The sequence below is a fragment of the Burkholderia sp. KL41 genome (assembly GCF_057005415.2).
Genome location: NZ_CM174446.1, coordinates 3,541,694 through 3,556,555, shown reverse-complemented (window position 1 = coordinate 3,556,555; position 14,862 = coordinate 3,541,694). Strand labels below are relative to the sequence as shown.

The window sequence follows — 14,862 nt, the reverse complement described above, 5'->3', positions numbered from 1 at the left end:
AAACCGTTACGAAATACCCAGTTGCTGGGCGGTTGCATCGACTGCTTTTTTCGCCTTCGATACGAGTTCATCGATTTCCTGACGCGAGATCACGAGCGGCGGCGACAGCAGCATCCGGTCGCCGGTCGCACGCATGATCAGATTGCCGTTGAAGCAGAAGTCGCGGCAGATCGTGCCGACGTCGCCGCCGTTCGCGAAGCGACGGCGTTCGGCCGGTGCCTCGGCGAGCTGAAGGCTCGCGACGAGGCCGTGGCCGTGCACTTCGCCGACGATCGGGTGACGCGCGAAGGTCTCGCGCATCAGCGCCTGGAAGTACGGGCCCGTGTCGTTCTTCACGCGCTCGACGATCCCTTCGTCGCGCAGCAGCTTCAGGTTCGCGACCGCGACGGCCGCCGCCACCGGGTGGCCCGAGTACGTGAGGCCGTGGTTGAATTCGCCGTTGTCGATGATCGGCCGCGCCACGCGCTCGTGAATGCCGACGGCACCCATCGGCACGTAGCCCGACGTGAGGCCCTTGGCCATCGTGATCAGGTCCGGCTCGAAGCCGAAGTGCTGGTGCGCGAACCATTCGCCGGTGCGCCCGAACCCGCCGATCACTTCGTCGGCCACCAGCAGGATGTCGTACTTGCGGCAGATCCGCTGGATTTCCGGCCAGTACGTCGACGGCGGGAAGATCACGCCGCCCGCGCCCTGGAACGGCTCGCCGATGAACGCCGCGACGTTTTCCGCGCCGAGTTCGAGGATCTTCGCCTCGAGCTGCTGCGCGCGGGCCAGGCCGAACGCTTCCGGCGTTTCGCCGGCCGCCGCCTCGCCGAAGAAATATGGCTGGTCGATGTGCACGATGTTCTCGACCTTCGACGGCATCTGCTCGTGCATGTAGCCCATCCCGCCGAGCGTGCCGCCCGCGATCGTCGAGCCGTGGTAACCGTTCTTGCGCGAGATCACGAACTTCTTCTGCGGCTGGCCCTGCACGCGCCAGTACTGGTGCACGAGGCGCAGCACGGTGTCGTTGCCTTCCGAGCCGCTGTTGCAATAGAAGAAGTGGTTGAAACCCTTCGGCGTGACTTCCGCGAGCATCGCGGAGAGTTCGATCACCGGCGGGTGCGTGGTCTTGAAGAAGGTGTTGTAGAACGGCAGTTCCTGGATCTGGCGATACGCGGCGTCGGCGAGTTCCTTGCGGCCGTAGCCGACGTTCACGCACCACAGGCCGGCCATCCCGTCGATGACCTTGTTGCCGTCCGAGTCCCACAGGTAGACGCCGTCGGCCTTCACGATCACGCGGCTGCCCGCGCGGTTCAGCGCACCCATGTCCGAGAACGGGTGGATGTGGTGCGCGGCGTCGAGCGCGCGGTATTCGGCGGTCGAGCGCGCCTGCGTCGTGCGCGGTGCGGCGGCCGGCGCGGCGGGCTGGATCCAGGCAGATTCGTTGCGGTACGTCATGTTTCCTCCGTGTTTCCGTATTCGGTTGTGTGCACGCTCAGACGTGCAGCAGCAGATGGCGGCGTTCCCACGAGCTGATCACGCGGAAGAACGCTTCGTATTCGGTTTCCTTCAGCGCGAAATACGCCTTCAGGAACTTGTGGCCGAGGATCTCGCCGAGCGGCTCGCACGCGGCCATCAGCGTCAGCCCTTCCTCGAGGTTGCGCGGCAGTTGGTACGGCAGGTCGTAGCCGTCGCTGACGAGCGGCTCGGTCGGTTCCAGGCGCTGCGTCATGCCGAGATAGCCGGCCGCGAGCGTCGCGGCGAGCGCGAGGTACGGGTTGCAGTCGACGCCCGGGATGCGGTTCTCGATGCGGCGTGCCGACGGGCCCGAGTGCGGGATGCGGAAGCCGACCGTGCGGTTGTCGTAGCCCCACTGCACGTTGATCGGCGCGGCCATGAAGCGCGACAGGCGGCGATACGAGTTGATGTACGGCGCGAAGATCGGCATCAGTGCGGGCGTGTATTTCTGCAGCCCCGCGAGGTAGTTGTAGAACATCGACGTCGCGCCGCCGGTTTCGGGCGACGTGAACAGGTTCTGGCCCGTTTCCTCGTCGACGATGCTCTGGTGCACGTGCATCGCCGAACCCGGTTCGTCTTCCATCGGCTTGGCCATGAACGTCGCGTACATGTTGTGACGCAGCGCGGCCTCGCGCACCGTGCGCTTGAACAGGAACACCTGGTCGGCCAGCGACAGCGCGTCGCCGTGCATGAAGTTGATCTCCATCTGCGCGGCGCCGACTTCGTGGATCAGCGTGTCGATGTCGAGGTTCTGCGATTCGCAGTACTCGTAGATGTCCTCGAACAGCGGGTCGAACTCGTTGACGGCCTCGATCGAATACGACTGGCGGCCCGTTTCCGGGCGGCCCGTGCGGCCGACCGGCGGACGCAGCGGCAGGTCGGGGTCCTTGTTCATGTCGACCAGGTAGAACTCGAGCTCGGGCGCGACGACGGGCTTCCAGCCCTTCGCCTTGTACAGGTCGAGCACGCGGCGCAGCACGTAGCGCGGCGAGATCTCGACCGGCGAGCCGTCGAAGTGCACGCAGTCGTGGATCACCTGCGCGGTCGGGTCGACGGCCCACGGGATCAGGCGGATCGTCGACGTGTCGGGCACGCACACCATGTCGGGGTCGGTCACGCCGGTCAGCGAACCGTCTTCCGGATATTCGCCGGTGACGGTCTGCACCATCACGGCTTGCGGCAGGCGCATCGATTCACCGGACGTGAACTTGTTGCGGGGCGTGATCTTGCCGCGCGCGATGCCGGCCATGTCGGGAATGATCGCTTCGATCTCGGTGATCCGGTACTGCTTCAGGAAATCTTCGATGTCTTGCATGTCTGTTCTCGTTGGTTGGGTCGGCGCGCTCAGGCGAGTGCGGCGGCGGCCGTGGCGCGCGTGCGGGCGGCACGGCGCGCGCGGCAGGCATCGCCGAAGGCGCGGAAGATCGCGCTCGACAGCGGGTCCTGCGCATGCCGCCATTCCGGGTGCCACTGCACGGCGAGGGCGAAAGCCGGTGCATCGACGACGCTCACGGCTTCGACCAGGCCGTCCGGCGCGACGGCTTCGACGGCGAGGCCGGAGCCGAGCTGCGCGATGCCCTGCTTGTGCAGCGAGTTCACGTGCACTTCGTCGCGGCCGCCGGCGAGCGCGTGCAGCTTGCCGCCGGGCGTCAGTCGCACGACGTGCGCGGGGCCGTATTGCGTGTCCATCGGCGCATCGTCGTCCTCGCGGTGATCGGCGAAGCCCGGCACTTCATGCACGCGCTGGTGCAGCGTGCCGCCGCAGACGACGTTCAGCTCCTGGAAGCCGCGGCAGACTGCGAGCACCGGCACGCCCGCGGCGATCGCCGCGCGCAGCAGCGGCAGCGTCGTCGCATCGCGGGCCGGGTCGTGCTTCGTGCCGGGTGCGCTCGGTTCGCCGCCGTACAGGTGCGGCTCGACGTTCGAGTAGCTGCCGGTGAACAGCAGGCCATCGACCGTGTCGAGGATGTCGTCGGTCGACTGGCGCTCGCCGAGCGCGGGCAGCACCATCGCGAGCGCCTGCGCGCCGTCGACGATCGCGGCGACGTATTTGTCGCCGACCGTATGCGACGCGTGTGCGCCGATCTGCGTGTGGTCGGCGGTGATGCCGACGAGTGGTTTCCTTCTTTCCATGACGTCAATCAGTTATCCGGAGGGTTGTTGCGTATGTCTTGCCGGATGTGGCGAAACGCCGGCATGCAACAGCCCCGCAGCCTGGCGCAAAGCGCAAGGCCGCTGGTGAATGGGCGCAACGGGATGGCGTGGCGATCCGCGCTGCGCGCGACGATCAGGCCGTCGTTCGTTTCATTGCGATACGCGACGCGGCAACGAATGCGCGAACGCGTTCCGTCACCGCACGGACCATGCGGTTGGCGAATCAGCAGACGAAACGAACGACGTAAAGAAAGGAGAGGCGCTACGGCAGCAGCGACGCCACTTCGTCGGTATCAACGGCGACGAATGCGCGTGCGGAAACGGCGTTGTGGCGCCGAACGGAACGACGGGACAGGATGGTGTAGATCGACAGATGCTGCAGGCGAGGACTATGCCAGCCGCAACTGCCATCGGAAGGGGATGCCGCGCTGCGCGAACTTCGCGCCACGCTTCGATCCCACCTCACCAGAGGGCCACGGACTCTCACGATTACACTCGACTGGGTTGTTGAAAGTATTGAACACCCGACCGTTTCGACGCACTGGGCGTTTAAAATAATCAAGGCGCCGGTTACGCGTCATTTACATCGAAGGGCATCAATTTTTGCGTTGCAATAACGCTTTTTGCTGCCGATGAACGCTTGATGACGCGAACCTGAGAGCCAGCATATACGAGCCAAAAACGGCGTCAAATGTTTTTTAACGGTGTTGCATCAGGGCTTTCCCGAGCAGTGCAAACAAAAGATTCGCAAACGGAATAATCGACGGGGTGTTCATTATTTCGAACGCCTTTCAGGGTTTTCCCCGCTGATGTGCGGCATAAAGTGATTAGAATATTCAACGGCTGTCCACTGCGTCGTTTCACTTTGTCATCGCACCTATCGTGTCCGAAACCGAATCGATGTCCACCGAAGTCGCCGAGCGCCTGCGTTTCGTGCGCAACAAGCATGGCCTGTCGCAGCGCGAACTCGCGAAGCGGGCCGGCGTGACCAACGGCACGATCTCGCTGATCGAACAGGGCCGCGTGAGCCCGTCGGTCGGCTCGCTGAAGAAGCTGCTGGAATGTATCCCGATGAGTCTCGCGGAGTTCTTCACGTTCGAGCTCGTCGAATCGCGTTCGGTCGTGTCGCGTCGCGACGAGATGCCGAACCTCGGCAACGACACGCTCGCGTTTCATCTGGTCGGCGCGAGCGTGAAGGACCGCAACATGTGCATCCTGCGCGAGATCTACCAGCCGCACGCCGATACGGGGCCCGAGATGCTCGTGCACGCGGGGCACGAGGGCGGCGTGGTCGTGTCGGGCCGGCTCGAGCTGACCGTCGACGGCGCGACGTGGCTGCTCGACCCCGGAGACGGCTATTACTTCGAAAGCCGTTTGCCGCACCGTTTTCGCAATCCCAGCGCGGACCTGATCTGCGAGGTCGTCTCGGCCAATTCGCCGGCGACCTTCTGACCTCCCGACCGCGCATCACCGCATTCGCTGCCGGCCGGCTGCGCGTCACGCGCAGCGGCGCGTCGCATCGCGAATGCCAAAAAACTGAGGCATCCTGATGAACAAGTTGACTTTGGCTGACTGGCAGGACAAGGCGGCGTCGCTCGAGATCGAAGGGCGCGCATTCATCGACGGCGCGTCGCGCGACGCGCACGGCGGCAAGACGTTCGACTGCGTGAGCCCGATCGACGGCCGCGTGCTCGCGAAGGTCGCCGATTGCGGCGAAGCCGACGTGAACGCGGCCGTCGCGGCGGCGCGTCGCGCGTTCGACGCGGGCGTGTGGGCCGGGCTGAACCCGCGTGCGCGCAAGGCCGTGCTGCTGCGCTGGGCCGCGCTGATGCGCGAGCACCTCGACGAGCTGTCGCTGCTCGAGACGCTCGACGCGGGCAAGCCGATCGGCGACACGACGACGGTCGACGTGCCGGGCGCCGCGTATTGCGTCGAATGGTTCGCGGAAGCGATCGACAAGGTGGGCGGCGAGGTTGCGCCGGCCGATCATCATCTCGTCGGTCTCGTCACGCGCGAGCCGGTCGGCGTGGTGGCCGCCGTCGTGCCGTGGAACTTCCCGATCCTGATGGCCGCATGGAAATTCGGCCCCGCGCTCGCGGCCGGCAACAGCGTCGTGCTGAAGCCGTCGGAGAAATCGCCGCTGACCGCGATCCGCGTCGCACAGCTCGCATACGAGGCCGGCATTCCGGCGGGCGTGTTCAACGTCGTACCGGGGGCCGGCGAGCCCGGCAAGCTGCTCGCGCTGCATCGCGACGTCGACTGCATCGCATTCACCGGCTCGACGGCGGTGGGCAAGCTGATCATGCAGTACGCCGCGCAGTCGAACCTGAAGCGCGCGTGGCTCGAACTCGGCGGCAAGTCGCCGAACATCGTGCTGCCCGATTGTCCCGATCTCGACCGCGCGGCGCAGGCGGCCGCCGGCGCGATCTTCTACAACATGGGCGAGATGTGCACGGCCGGCTCGCGGCTGCTCGTGCATCGCGACATCAAGGATGCGTTCATCGAGAAGCTCGTCGCGGCCGCGCGTGCGTACGTGCCCGGCAATCCGCTCGATCCGTCGGTGTCGATGGGCGCGATCGTCGACGGCATCCAGCTCGAGCGTGTGCTCGGCTATATCGAGGCCGGGCGCAGCGAGGGCCGGCTCGTCACCGGCGGTGCGCGCGTGAAGGCGGAAACGGGCGGCTTCTACGTGGAGCCGACGGTATTCGAGGTGAAGCCGGATGCGAGGATCGCACGCGAGGAGATCTTCGGGCCCGTGCTGTCGGTGATCGTGTTCGACGACGTCGACGAGGCCGTGCGGATCGCGAACGATACCGAGTACGGGCTGGCCGCGGCCGTGTGGACCTCGAACCTGACGACCGCGCACGACGTGTCGCGCCGGCTGCGTGCGGGCACCGTCTGGGTGAACTGCTATGACGAAGGCGGCGACATGAACTTCCCGTTCGGCGGCTACAAGCAGTCGGGCAACGGCCGCGACAAGTCGCTGCACGCGCTCGAGAAGTACACCGAACTGAAGTCGACGCTGATCCGGCTGCGCTGATGCACTGCGGGGCGCGGGCGCAGCGCCGCATGGCGGTGTGCCCGCGCCCGTGTGCGTTGCGTCTGCGTTACGTTATGCGGTGCGCAGCGCGGGGTGGAAGCCGGCGGCTTCGATGATCGACTTCACGCGCTCGGCGCCTTGCGCCGACTCGACCTTGACGATCTTCGCCGCGACGTCGATGTCGAGCTTCGCGGCGGGATCGGCGGCCGTCACCGCGCGCGTGATTGCATTGGCACAGCCGCCGCAGGTCATGTCCTGGACTTCGAATTCCATCGTGTTCTCCTGAGTTGACGATTGACAAGCATCGACAGCATGAAGCTTGCCACGGTGGGAAGGTCAAGCGTACGCGTGTCGACGAAGATCCGTGTCGCGGCTCCGGTGTGACGACGGTAGTGCGGCGACAGCACGTTGTAAAGGTGATGTCTGATGAATGGCGGGCGGGCCTTTGACGTCATTCGGCACTTGTCCCGATTGACGGCGAAGCGTTCCGGGCGAAGCGGGGCGGATGCCTTGCCGGGCAAGGCGTGGCGGCACTCCATGAAGCACGATCACCATGTCGCCAGTAAGGGTACGCGAGTTGGAAATGCGAATCGATCTTAGTATCAGCTCCCTTCGATATTTCAATTCGTTACCCCCATGAACCGTTTTGCTTTCGGCTTTTCGCTGGCGCTGCTGGGCGCATCGGCAACGTCCGCATTCGCGGCCGACGATGTCGTCAACCTGACCCTGAAGGATCACAAGTTTTCGCCGGACGGCGTGACGATCCCGGCCGGCAAGAAGGTGAAGTTCGTCGTGAAGAACCTCGACGCGACGCCCGCCGAATTCGAGAGCGACGATTTCAAGGCGGAGAAGGTCGTGCCTGCCGGCAAGTCGGTGGAGATCCTGGTCGGGCCGCTGAAGGCCGGGACCTACGAGTTCCACGACGAGTATCACGAAGCGCAGTCGAAGACGCACCTGACCGTCAAGTAAGCGGATACGGACATGCTGTCGACTGCCCTGATCGTCTTTCGTGAAGTGCTCGAGGCCGCGCTGGTGGTGTCGATCGTGATGGCCGCGACGAAAGGCGTGCCGCGGCGCGGCTGGTGGGTCGGCGGCGGGCTGGCGGGCGGCGTGATCGGCGCCGGCCTGATCGCGGCGTTCGCCGACGTGATCTCGCAATGGGCGTCCGGCATGGGTCAGGAGGTCTTCAACGCGGGCGTGATGTTCGTCGCGACGCTGATGCTCGCATGGCACAGCATCTGGATGAGCCGGCACGGTCGTGAGATGGCGATGCAGATGACCGAGGTCGGGCGTGCCGTCGCGGCCGGCAGCAAGCCGCTGACGGGGCTCGCGATCGTCGTCGGCGTCGCGGTGCTGCGTGAAGGCTCCGAGGCCGTGCTGTTCCTGTACGGCATCGCGGCGGGCGATCCGGGACAGACGCCGCAGATGATCGTCGGCGGGCTGCTCGGCGTGCTCGGCGGCGCCGGGCTCGGCTACGGGATGTATGCGGGCCTGCTGCAGATTCCGCTGAAGCGCCTGTTTTCCGTCACCAACTGGCTGATCGTGCTGCTCGCGGCGGGGATGGCCAGCCAGTGCGTCGGCTTCCTGCTCGCGGCAGGCCTCGTGCCGTCGTGGGGCGATGCGGTCTGGGATACGTCGTGGCTGCTCAAGGAATCGAGCATCGTCGGCAAGGCGCTGCATACGCTGATCGGCTATACCGCGCGCCCGGCGGGCATCCAGATCGTCGCGTACCTCGCGACGCTGGCCGCGATTGTCGGGCTGGCACGGTTCGTCGGCCGGCCGCAGGCGGCGGTGCGGCCGCCACGGGCCGCGGCTTGAGTTGTCCTGGTTCGAATGACAAAGGGGCGTCCATGATGCCCCTTTTTTCATTGTCGGCTCGCGGCCGACTCGTGCCCGGCGTCGACCACGGCGCGCAGGTTGCGCACGCTCAGCGGTGGCTGTCGATCCAGGCGCGGGCCCATTCGAGCCCGGCTTCGCGCGCGTCGTCCTCGGTGTCGAACACGCCGAGCACGCCGGACGCCTCCACCAGCTTGTTGTTCTGCGTGATCGTGCCGCTCGCCGCGAAGCGCTCGGGCTGCAGGATCTCGTCCTGCTGCAGGATCGCGTGGCCCCAGATCTGGTAGCCGTGGTAGGTTTGCGCTTCCATTATCGAGTCACCTCCGCGGAGCGGTTGTGCGTGCCGACGCGCAGCACGTTGCCGTCCGGTGTGTATTGCCGCGGGATGTCGGAGTAATTCAGTGCGTGCTGCGCATCGGGCGCAGCCGGCTGCATGACCGTCAGGCGTCCCGGCGCGGGCTGCGCGACGGGGCGCGGTGCGGCCGGCGTCTCGGCCGCGGTGGCGGGCGGACGATGCGAGCCGGCTTTCACCGCCTGCGCGACACGGCGCTTGTGCGGTTTCACCGCGGCTTTCGGTGTGGCATTCGCGTGCTTCTCCACGCTCTTGCCGGCGCGTGCATCGGCGCCGGTGTGCGCGGCCGGCGTGCGGGCGGCCGGCTGCCGCGCCTCGGGCGGGTTCCAGACTTCGACGTAGTGCTCGGCGGCCCAGCCCGTCGACGCGAACGTCAGCGCGAGCAATCCGCATCCAAAGAGTCTTACTGCCATTGTGTCTCCGTCATATTCGTTGCGGGGCGCGTCGCGGTATCCGGTGCGGGGGCGGCCGTGCAGGGGGATTCGGGGGGGCGGTTCAGGAGAACACCTCGAGCCCGTGTTTCTCGACGATCTGGAGCATCCGTGCGGCGATGCCGCCCGGCCGCTTGTCGCCCTGTTCCCATTGGCGGATCGTCGACGTCGTCGTGTTCAGGTAGAGCGCGAACACGCTCTGGCTGACATTGACGGATTTGCGGATGCGGGCGATGGCTTCCGGATCGAACTGCGGGGCGGCTTCGATGCGGAGATCGTCGTATTCGCGCATCGTCTTCTTGTCGATCAACGCGGCACGATAGAGGCCCGACGCGGCGCTGTGGATCGCCTCCGTTGCGTCGCTCTTGAATCGACTCCTGGCCATTGCAAATCTCCACCCGCTCTTTCAGTGTGACCAGCGTCGCGATATCGGCGCCGGTGCGGCGCCCGACATCCGCGGCGAGCTTTCTGACGGCACGCCGTTCGCGTGCGTCGATGTCGTCCCGGCCGGGTTTGGCGAACAGGAATACGCAAACCCGCGCCTGCCCGACCTTGTCCGGCACGATCCCGCGCCGCCGATTACCGGCATGTCGGGCCGATCAGGTCAGCACAGGATTATATGCCACTACGTGGTACATATTTCGACCTGGCCGAATGGCCTGCCCGAATGGCCGGCTTCGAGCCGATACGGGGTCGGGACGGCTTCGCGGGGCCGTCCCGGTCGTCCCGCCTTACTCCACCGTCACCGATTTCGCGAGGTTCCGCGGCTTGTCGACGTCGGTGCCGCGCGCGCACGCGGTGTGATACGCGAGCAGCTGCAGCGGCACGACGTGCAGGATCGGCGACAGTTGCCCGTAATGCTCCGGCATCCGGATCACGTGCAGGCCGTCGTCGTTGACGATCTGCGTGTCGGCATCGGCGAACACGTACAGCTCGCCGCCGCGCGCACGCACTTCCTGCATGTTCGACTTCAGCTTCTCGAGCAGCGTGTCGTTCGGTGCGACCGTGACGACCGGCATCGCTTCCGTGACGAGCGCGAGCGGCCCGTGCTTCAGTTCGCCGGCCGGATAGGCCTCGGCGTGGATGTACGAGATTTCCTTCAGCTTCAGCGCGCCCTCGAGCGCGATCGGGTAGTGCAGCCCGCGGCCGAGGAACAGCGCGTTTTCCTTGCGCGCGAATTCCTCCGACCACGCGATGATCTGCGGCTCCAGTGCCAGCACGCTGTTCAGCGCGGCCGGCAGGTGGCGCAACTGCTTCAGGAACTCGGCTTCCTGCGCGGCATCGACGTGACCGCGCAGCTTGCCGAGCGTCGCGGCCAGCACGAACAGCGCGACGAGCTGCGTCGTGAACGCCTTCGTCGACGCAACACCGATCTCGGTGCCCGCGTGCGTCAGGAACTGCATCTCGGTGAGGCGCACCATCGCGCTCGTCGCGACGTTGCACACGGCGAGCGTGTGCGTGTGGCCGAGCGACTGCGCGTGCTTGAGCGCCGCGAGCGTGTCGGCCGTCTCGCCCGACTGCGAGATCACGAGCACGAGCTGGCGCGGGTTCGGCACCGATTCGCGGTAGCGGTATTCGCTCGCGATCTCGACCTGGGTCGGGATCTTCGCGATCGATTCGAGCCAGTACTTGGCGGTGAGGCCCGAGTAGTAGCTCGTGCCGCATGCGAGGATCAGCAGGCTGTCGATCTCCGCGAACGCGGCGGGCGCGGCGTCGCCGAACAGCGTCGCGTCGAAGGCTTCGGTTTGCGGCACGGTATCGCTGATCGCGCGCGGTTGCTCGAAGATTTCCTTCTGCATGAAGTGGCGATACGGGCCCAGCTCGACCGCGCCGCCGTATGCGCTGACCACGCGGATCTCGCGCTGCGCGAGCGCGCCGTCCCGGTCGACGATCTTCACGCCGTCGAGCGACAGCTCGCACACGTCGCCTTCCTCGAGGAACGTGAAGTGGTCGGTGCTGCCCGCGAGCGCGAGTGCGTCGGACGCGAGGAAGTTCTCGCCGTCGCCATGGCCGACCACGAGCGGCGAGCCCTGGCGCGCGCCGACGACGGTGTGCGGCTGGTCCTTGTGGATCACGGCGATCGCATACGCGCCGTGCAGCTGCTGCACGGCTTCGCGCACCGCGTCGAACAGGTTGCCGCGATACAGGCTGTGCACGAGGTGGGCGATCACTTCGGTGTCGGTTTGCGACACGAATTCGTAGCCCTTCGCGCGCAGCGCTTCGCGCAGCGGCTCGAAGTTCTCGATGATGCCGTTGTGGACGAGCGCGAGCGCGTTCGACGAGAAGATCGGGTGCGCGTTGTGCGTGACGGGTGCGCCGTGCGTGGCCCAGCGCGTGTGCGCGACGCCCGTCGTGCCTTCGAGGTGCGATTCGCGCACCTGCGCGTCGAGATCGGCGACGCGTTCGACGCTGCGCGCGCGCTTCGGCGCATCCGGCTCGAGCACGGCGACGCCGCACGAGTCGTAGCCACGGTATTCGAGGCGCCGCAGACCTTCGATCAGCACCGGAACGATATTACGTTGCGCAACTGCGCCGACAATGCCACACATGAGGATCAGTCCTGTAAGTCGACGCGGGCGCCGCCGGGGCGCCCGCAAAAGGTTCAGCTTTTCTTCTTGACCGGGCGGACGTAGCCGCTCTTCGCGGTCTGGGTCTTCTCGTTCAACGCGAGCAGGCCTTCGGCCACGTCCTTCCAGATCGTCGTGCCGGCGGCGATCGTCACGCCGCGGCCGACGCGCACGGGCGCGACCAGCTGCGTGTCGGAGCCGACGAACACGTCGTCCTCGATCACGGTGCGGAACTTGTTCGCGCCGTCGTAGTTGCAGGTGATCGTGCCCGCGCCGATGTTCACGCGCGCGCCGATGTCGGCGTCGCCGATGTACGTGAGGTGGTTCGCCTTCGAGCCGTGGCCGATCACCGCGTTCTTCACCTCGACGAAGTTGCCGACGTGCGCTTCGTCCGCGAGCTGCGCGCCGGGGCGCAGCCGCGCGTACGGGCCGATCACGGTGTGCGCGCCGAGCTCGGCGCCGTCGATGTGCGTGAACGCGTCGATGCGCGTGCCCGCGCCGACCGACGCGTTGCGGATCACGCAGTTCGCGCCGATCGTCACGTTGTCCGCGAGCGTCACGTTGCCCTCGAACACGCAGTTCACGTCGATCGACACGTCGCGGCCGCAGCGCAGCGTGCCGCGCACGTCGACGCGTGCCGGATCGGCGAGCGTGACGCCGTCGACGAGCAGCGTTTCCGCGATATTGCGCTGATGAATGCGTTCGAGCTCGGCAAGCTGCGCCTTGCTGTTCACGCCGAGCGTTTCCCATTCCTCGTCGGGCTGCGCGGTGACGACCTCGAAACCGGCCTCGATCGCGAGTTCGACGACGTCGGTCAGGTAGTACTCGCCCTGCGCGTTCTCGTTCTTCAGCGCGCCGAGCCACATCGACAGCTGGGCCGTGGGCGTGACGATGATGCCCGTGTTGATCTCGGCGATCTTCAGCTGGTCGGGCGACGCGTCCTTCTGCTCGACGATGCGCGTGACGAAGCCGGCCGCGTCGCGCACGATGCGGCCGTAGCCGGTCGGATCGTCGAGCGTGACGGTGAGAATCCCGTAGCGGCCTTCGCGCGCGGCATCGACGAGGCGCTGCAGCGTCGACGCGCGCGTGAGCGGCACGTCGCCGTACAGCACGAGCGTCGGTTGCGCGGGATCGAGGAGCGGCAGCGCCTGACGCACCGCGTGGCCGGTGCCGAGCTGCTCGGCCTGCACCGCGAACTGGACGTCGGGCGCGGCGACGGCGGCCTGGACCTGCTCGGCACCGTGACCGACGACGACGACGAGCCGGGACGGCTGCAGCGTGCGCGCGGTGTCGATGACGTGGGAGAGGAGCGGCCTGCCGGCCAGGGGGTGAAGCACTTTCGGCAGCGCGGAACGCATGCGCTTGCCGGTGCCTGCCGCCAAAATCACGATATTCATGGCGCCAGCTTGTCAGAGGAGTTCGAAGCCGACCATTTTAGCATGCGGCCCCCGCCGTTCCGGGCCTGTCGCGGCGGGGCGACGGCGCCGGAAAAGGGCCGCGCGGCCCCGTTCCGGCGGGTGTTCGGGCCCTGCTTACAGGTCGTCGAACTGGACGATCGAGATCGGCCGGGCCGCGATCGGCTCACCCGGCGCCGCTGCGTCGTCGCCCGACGCGCATGGTTCCTCGTCGAACGCGATGTCGCCTTGCGGATCGGCCTCGCCGGTCGCACGCAGCGACTGGAACGGGTACAGCGTCGTGTCCATCAGGTGCGACGGCACGACCTTCGCGAGCGCGTTGAACATGTTGTCGACGCGGCCCGGGAAGCGCTTGTCCCATTCGCGGATCAGCGCCTTCATTTCCGCGCGCTTCAGGTTCGGCTGGCTGCCGCACAGGTTGCACGGGATGATCGGGAATTCGCGAAGCTCCGCGTATTTCTCGAGATCGGTTTCCTTCACGTACGCGAGCGGGCGGATCACGATGTTCTTGCCGTCGTCCGACTGCAGCTTCGGCGGCATCCCCTTCAGCTTGCCGCCGTAGAACATGTTGAGCAGCAGCGTCTGCACGATGTCGTCGCGGTGATGGCCGAGCGCGATCTTGGTCGCGCCGAGCTCGCCGGCCACGCGGTACAGGATCCCGCGGCGCAGCCGCGAGCACAGCGAGCAGGTCGTCTTGCCTTCGGGCACGAGCCGCTTGACAATGCTGTAGGTGTCCTGGTTCTCGATGTGGAACGGCACGCCGACCTGCTTCAGGTACTCGGGCAGCACGTGCTCGGGGAAGCCCGGCTGCTTCTGGTCGAGGTTTACCGCGACGATGTCGAAATCGATCGGCGCGCGCTCGCGCAGGCGCAGCAGCACGTCGAGCATCGCGTAGCTGTCCTTGCCGCCCGACAGGCACACCATCACCTTGTCGCCCTGCTCGATCATGTTGAAGTCGCCGATTGCCTGGCCGACCTGGCGCACGATCCGCTTGAACAGCTTGTTGTTCTCGTACGCTTCCTTCTGTTCGCGGCGCGTCAGCGCCTGGCGGCCGGCCGGGGCGGCGGCTGCGTCGTGGGTGGCGGCATCGGCCGCCGCGTCATTCATGTGGGGGGCGTTCATGCGCGCTCCTCGTCCTTGATGCGAAAGACTTCGACGCCGACGGCGTCGCAGTCCGGATAAGCGTCCGGTTTCTCGGTACAGACGCGTACCGCGCGCACGGCGTCGTGCGCCAGCAGGTGCGCGGCGATCGCGTCGCACAGCGTTTCCTGCAGGTGGATGTGGCCGCGCGCCACGCATTGCGCGACGCTCTGCTTCATCAGGTCGTAGTCGACGACTTCATGCAGCCGGTCGTCCACGGGAGTGGACAGCGCGAGCGGCACGAACAGGTCGACGTTGATGACGACGCGCTGCTCGCCGCGCTTCTCGTGTTCGAAGGCACCGATGTTGATGTGCACTTCGTAGTCGCGCAGGTAGAGCCTGCGGCAGTCCGCGAGGCGGGGGTGCAGGAGAGCGGAAAACATGGTCGTCCCAGTCAAATTGGCGTGCGCACACGCAAAGCGGCGCG

At 66.5% G+C, this 14,862-nt stretch carries 16 protein-coding genes; 4 read left to right on the top strand and 12 right to left on the bottom strand.

Going from position 1 to position 14,862, the window contains the following annotated elements; all coding sequences use genetic code 11:
* Positions 1 to 6 precede the first annotated feature (6 nt).
* The 4 genes from PQB87_RS16725 to PQB87_RS16710 form a co-directional block, all read right to left on the bottom strand.
* Positions 7 to 1,440, bottom strand: coding sequence for an aspartate aminotransferase family protein (locus PQB87_RS16725; RefSeq protein WP_175926430.1), 1,434 nt, complete (start codon positions 1,438 to 1,440; stop codon positions 7 to 9).
* A 37-nt stretch (positions 1,441 to 1,477) separates the two neighbouring features.
* Positions 1,478 to 2,815: a glutamine synthetase family protein gene (locus PQB87_RS16720; RefSeq protein WP_027788944.1), complete on the bottom strand. Its 1,338-nt coding sequence runs from the start codon at positions 2,813 to 2,815 to the stop codon at positions 1,478 to 1,480.
* Between the two features lie 29 nt (positions 2,816 to 2,844).
* The gene (locus PQB87_RS16715; protein ID WP_060062591.1) at positions 2,845 to 3,633 is read right to left on the bottom strand and encodes a gamma-glutamyl-gamma-aminobutyrate hydrolase family protein; all 789 of its coding nucleotides are present in this window, start codon (positions 3,631 to 3,633) and stop codon (positions 2,845 to 2,847) included.
* 283 nt (positions 3,634 to 3,916) lie between these two features.
* Positions 3,917 to 4,141 (bottom strand): hypothetical protein, encoded by a 225-nt coding sequence (locus tag PQB87_RS16710; RefSeq protein ID WP_072437498.1) that lies wholly within the window; start codon positions 4,139 to 4,141, stop codon positions 3,917 to 3,919.
* Between the two features lie 413 nt (positions 4,142 to 4,554).
* Here PQB87_RS16710 and PQB87_RS16705 point away from each other — a divergent pair, with 413 nt between their 5' ends.
* Both PQB87_RS16705 and PQB87_RS16700 read left to right on the top strand, forming a co-directional pair.
* Entirely contained in the window at positions 4,555 to 5,106 is a 552-nt protein-coding gene (locus PQB87_RS16705) for a cupin domain-containing protein (protein ID WP_042976781.1), read from the top strand.
* A 97-nt stretch (positions 5,107 to 5,203) separates the two neighbouring features.
* The gene (locus tag PQB87_RS16700) at positions 5,204 to 6,694 is read left to right on the top strand and encodes an aldehyde dehydrogenase (protein WP_021162114.1); all 1,491 of its coding nucleotides are present in this window, start codon (positions 5,204 to 5,206) and stop codon (positions 6,692 to 6,694) included.
* 72 nt (positions 6,695 to 6,766) lie between these two features.
* On the opposite strand, the gene PQB87_RS16695 is transcribed toward PQB87_RS16700, so the two are convergent.
* Positions 6,767 to 6,967: a heavy-metal-associated domain-containing protein gene (locus tag PQB87_RS16695; RefSeq protein ID WP_489242397.1), complete on the bottom strand. Its 201-nt coding sequence runs from the start codon at positions 6,965 to 6,967 to the stop codon at positions 6,767 to 6,769.
* A gap of 363 nt (positions 6,968 to 7,330) precedes the next feature.
* On the opposite strand from PQB87_RS16695, the gene PQB87_RS16690 reads away from it, so the two are divergent.
* Together PQB87_RS16690 and PQB87_RS16685 are read left to right on the top strand one after the other, a co-directional pair.
* Positions 7,331 to 7,663, top strand: coding sequence for a cupredoxin domain-containing protein (locus PQB87_RS16690; RefSeq protein WP_021162111.1), 333 nt, complete (start codon positions 7,331 to 7,333; stop codon positions 7,661 to 7,663).
* Between the two features lie 12 nt (positions 7,664 to 7,675).
* The gene (locus tag PQB87_RS16685) at positions 7,676 to 8,512 is read left to right on the top strand and encodes an FTR1 family iron permease (protein WP_059685399.1); all 837 of its coding nucleotides are present in this window, start codon (positions 7,676 to 7,678) and stop codon (positions 8,510 to 8,512) included.
* Positions 8,513 to 8,621: 109 nt separating this feature from the next.
* On the opposite strand, the gene PQB87_RS16680 is transcribed toward PQB87_RS16685, so the two are convergent.
* From PQB87_RS16680 to PQB87_RS16650, 7 genes are all read right to left on the bottom strand, one after another.
* Complete coding sequence (locus PQB87_RS16680) at positions 8,622 to 8,840, bottom strand: DUF6566 family protein (protein WP_021162109.1); 219 nt, start codon at positions 8,838 to 8,840, stop codon at positions 8,622 to 8,624.
* Positions 8,840 to 9,295 carry a hypothetical protein gene (locus tag PQB87_RS16675; protein ID WP_048025392.1) on the bottom strand — a complete coding sequence of 152 codons (456 nt, stop codon included), beginning with the start codon at positions 9,293 to 9,295 and terminating at the stop codon, positions 8,840 to 8,842. Before PQB87_RS16675 ends, PQB87_RS16680 begins: the two co-directional genes overlap by 1 nt.
* A gap of 82 nt (positions 9,296 to 9,377) precedes the next feature.
* Positions 9,378 to 9,698, bottom strand: coding sequence for a helix-turn-helix domain-containing protein (locus tag PQB87_RS16670; RefSeq protein ID WP_059685400.1), 321 nt, complete (start codon positions 9,696 to 9,698; stop codon positions 9,378 to 9,380).
* A 346-nt stretch (positions 9,699 to 10,044) separates the two neighbouring features.
* A complete protein-coding gene (gene glmS / locus PQB87_RS16665; protein ID WP_059619694.1) occupies positions 10,045 to 11,862 on the bottom strand; it encodes a glutamine--fructose-6-phosphate transaminase (isomerizing) in 1,818 nt (605 codons plus the stop codon).
* A 53-nt stretch (positions 11,863 to 11,915) separates the two neighbouring features.
* Positions 11,916 to 13,277 carry a bifunctional UDP-N-acetylglucosamine diphosphorylase/glucosamine-1-phosphate N-acetyltransferase GlmU gene (glmU, locus tag PQB87_RS16660; protein ID WP_027788953.1) on the bottom strand — a complete coding sequence of 454 codons (1,362 nt, stop codon included), beginning with the start codon at positions 13,275 to 13,277 and terminating at the stop codon, positions 11,916 to 11,918.
* A 135-nt stretch (positions 13,278 to 13,412) separates the two neighbouring features.
* On the bottom strand, positions 13,413 to 14,417 hold the full coding sequence (ttcA, locus tag PQB87_RS16655; protein ID WP_060062585.1) for a tRNA 2-thiocytidine(32) synthetase TtcA: 1,005 nt from the start codon (positions 14,415 to 14,417) through the stop codon (positions 13,413 to 13,415).
* Positions 14,414 to 14,818, bottom strand: coding sequence for a dihydroneopterin aldolase (locus PQB87_RS16650; protein WP_059521150.1), 405 nt, complete (start codon positions 14,816 to 14,818; stop codon positions 14,414 to 14,416). Before PQB87_RS16650 ends, ttcA begins: the two co-directional genes overlap by 4 nt.
* Positions 14,819 to 14,862 lie beyond the last annotated feature (44 nt).

What these genes read in the sequence shown, in the direction of transcription:
- PQB87_RS16725 (WP_175926430.1), bottom strand. Translation starts at nt 1,440, where the DNA reads ATGACGTACCGCAACGAATCTGCCTGGATCCAGCCCGCCGCGCCGGCC.
- PQB87_RS16720 (WP_027788944.1), bottom strand. Translation starts at nt 2,815, where the DNA reads ATGCAAGACATCGAAGATTTCCTGAAGCAGTACCGGATCACCGAGATC.
- PQB87_RS16715 (WP_060062591.1), bottom strand. Translation starts at nt 3,633, where the DNA reads ATGGAAAGAAGGAAACCACTCGTCGGCATCACCGCCGACCACACGCAG.
- PQB87_RS16705 (WP_042976781.1), top strand. Translation starts at nt 4,555, where the DNA reads ATGTCCACCGAAGTCGCCGAGCGCCTGCGTTTCGTGCGCAACAAGCAT.
- PQB87_RS16700 (WP_021162114.1), top strand. Translation starts at nt 5,204, where the DNA reads ATGAACAAGTTGACTTTGGCTGACTGGCAGGACAAGGCGGCGTCGCTC.
- PQB87_RS16695 (WP_489242397.1), bottom strand. Translation starts at nt 6,967, where the DNA reads ATGGAATTCGAAGTCCAGGACATGACCTGCGGCGGCTGTGCCAATGCA.
- PQB87_RS16690 (WP_021162111.1), top strand. Translation starts at nt 7,331, where the DNA reads ATGAACCGTTTTGCTTTCGGCTTTTCGCTGGCGCTGCTGGGCGCATCG.
- PQB87_RS16685 (WP_059685399.1), top strand. Translation starts at nt 7,676, where the DNA reads ATGCTGTCGACTGCCCTGATCGTCTTTCGTGAAGTGCTCGAGGCCGCG.
- PQB87_RS16680 (WP_021162109.1), bottom strand. Translation starts at nt 8,840, where the DNA reads ATGGAAGCGCAAACCTACCACGGCTACCAGATCTGGGGCCACGCGATC.
- PQB87_RS16675 (WP_048025392.1), bottom strand. Translation starts at nt 9,295, where the DNA reads ATGGCAGTAAGACTCTTTGGATGCGGATTGCTCGCGCTGACGTTCGCG.
- PQB87_RS16670 (WP_059685400.1), bottom strand. Translation starts at nt 9,698, where the DNA reads ATGGCCAGGAGTCGATTCAAGAGCGACGCAACGGAGGCGATCCACAGC.
- glmS (WP_059619694.1), bottom strand. Translation starts at nt 11,862, where the DNA reads ATGTGTGGCATTGTCGGCGCAGTTGCGCAACGTAATATCGTTCCGGTG.
- glmU (WP_027788953.1), bottom strand. Translation starts at nt 13,277, where the DNA reads ATGAATATCGTGATTTTGGCGGCAGGCACCGGCAAGCGCATGCGTTCC.
- ttcA (WP_060062585.1), bottom strand. Translation starts at nt 14,417, where the DNA reads ATGAACGCCCCCCACATGAATGACGCGGCGGCCGATGCCGCCACCCAC.
- PQB87_RS16650 (WP_059521150.1), bottom strand. Translation starts at nt 14,818, where the DNA reads ATGTTTTCCGCTCTCCTGCACCCCCGCCTCGCGGACTGCCGCAGGCTC.